The following is a 1,949-nucleotide window of genomic DNA, read 5'->3' as shown; positions in this document are numbered from 1 at the left end:
CGGCGGCGCGCGGCGGAATATCGACCAACTGGGCCATCGCACGCCCGCCCGGCCAAACCAAACCGCTGCGACCGGTGATCGCGCTGCACGGCAAGGGCAGTGACGCGGCGACCGTGATGGCCGGCGGCGTCGAGCAGGGCCTGGCCCAGGCCGTCACCGCCGGCTTGCCACCGTTTGCCGTCGTCGCTGTCGACGGCGGCGGTAGCTATTGGCACAAACGGGCTTCCGGCGAGGACTCCGGGGCGATGGTGCTGGGCGAGCTGATCCCGATGCTCGACGGACAGGGCTTGGACACCTCACGGGTGGCCTTTCTGGGCTGGTCGATGGGGGGTTACGGCGCGCTGCTGCTCGGCGGCCGACTGGGACCAAGTCGCACCGCCGCAATCTGCGCGGTGAGCCCGGCGCTGTGGACGTCAGCCGGCGCCGCCGCGCCGGGCGCGTTCGACGGTGCCGACGACTTCGCGGCCAATTCGGTCTGGGGCCTGCCGACGTTGAGTTCGATACCGATCCGGGTGGATTGCGGGGACAGCGATCCGTTCTATTCCGCAACCAAGCAGTTCATCGCTCAACTACCGAACCCGCCGGCCGGGGGGTTCTCGCCGGGCGGTCACAACGGCGGGTTTTGGAGCTCGCAGTTGCCGGCCGAGCTGACCTGGATGGCGCCGCTGCTGACGGCCTAGAACGCGGGCTGATCATGCCTTTCAGTGGGAACCGCCGCAAACGGCTTTCTTGTCTGGCGAAACTCGAGCGCATCGCCGCCCACGAAAACGCCGCCCGCACGCCCGCCGCATCACGGCCCCCACGGATACGTCGCCGAAATCCCGCGCCAGCCCACGAATGCATCAGACCCAGCGGGTCGCACCGCAATGCTCGGCATGTCGGCTTCAAGCTGGTCCCGGATCAGCCCGGTGCGCCGGGCTGGCCGGCAGCCCCGCTGACTCCGCCGGGGCCAGCGACGCCAGCGGGACCCGACCCGAGCGGGCCAATCCCGCCGGAGCCGCCGAACCCGCCGCCTCCGCCAGGGCCGCCGGCCCCTGCGGCCCCGCCGCTGCCGGGACTCCCCGATTGGCCAAACTGTCCGCCGAGACCGGGGGCGCCGCCCCCGCCGCCGTTTCCGCCGGCTCCGCCGGTGCCCCCGGTGCCGCCGCCCCCGCCGGCGCCGCCGAAGGTGCGGCCAGGCCCGCCGGGGCCGCCGGTCCCGCCGGCGGCGCCGCTGCCCCCGTCCCCGCCAATGCCACCGGCACCGCCGTTGCCCCCGTCGCCGAACTGCCCACCGGCGCCGCCGGCGCCACCGCTGCCGCCGAACCCGCCGGCCCCGCCGGTGGCCCCGGTGCCGCCGAAACCTCCGGTGCCGCCGGGGCCGCCAGTGCCGCCAGCGCCACCGATGCCACCGGTTCCTCCGGTGCCACCGCCGAAACCGCCGGTGCCGCCGGTTCCGCCGGGGCCAGCAAACCCGGGGGCACCGATGGGCAGGTTGCCGCCGGCACCACCGGTCCCGCCGGTCCCGCCGCCGTTACCGCCGGCGCCGCCGCTGCCACCCGGACCACCAAACCCGCCGGGACCGGCGTTGCCCCCGCCGGCGCCGCCGGTGCCGCCGATAGTGCCGGGGCCACCAAGACCGCCCGTGCCACCAGATCCGCCGGCGCTCGCGCCGGTCCCGCCGACGCCGCCGGTACCGCCTTGCTGCCCGGTGAAAGACCCCGGGCTGCCGGGGAAGCCAGGGCCGCCCACAGCGCCACCCGGTGTGCCCGCCATGCCGGAACTGGCTGAGCCGGTCACGGTAGCGGGGGCGGGGTTAACCCCGACGGCGCCGGTAGTGCCGTTGCCGCCGGCGCCACCATCACCGCCGTTGCCGTACTGCCCACCCTTGCCGCCGGCTCCGCCGTTACCACCGTTCTCACCGAGCATGGTCGGGGTGTAGCCGGCGCCGCCGTCCCCACCGTGGCCGG

At 75.2% G+C, this 1,949-nt stretch carries 1 protein-coding gene and 1 pseudogene; one reads left to right on the top strand and one right to left on the bottom strand.

Annotation, left to right across the window (positions count from 1 at the left end):
• Positions 1-680: alpha/beta hydrolase-fold protein (locus tag F0Q45_RS25700; RefSeq protein WP_149656548.1), on the top strand; the 680-nt coding region annotated here is incomplete at its 5' end.
• Between the two features lie 220 nt (positions 681-900).
• On the opposite strand, the pseudogene F0Q45_RS25695 reads toward F0Q45_RS25700, so the two are convergent.
• A pseudogene (locus tag F0Q45_RS25695) lies at positions 901-1,949 on the bottom strand (PE family protein); the annotation flags it as partial.

Source organism: Mycobacterium simiae, assembly GCF_008370645.1.
Lineage (GTDB): Bacteria > Actinomycetota > Actinomycetes > Mycobacteriales > Mycobacteriaceae > Mycobacterium > Mycobacterium simiae_A.
Note: the sequence above shows the minus strand (reverse complement) of the source record. Positions and strands in the feature narration are given on the sequence as shown.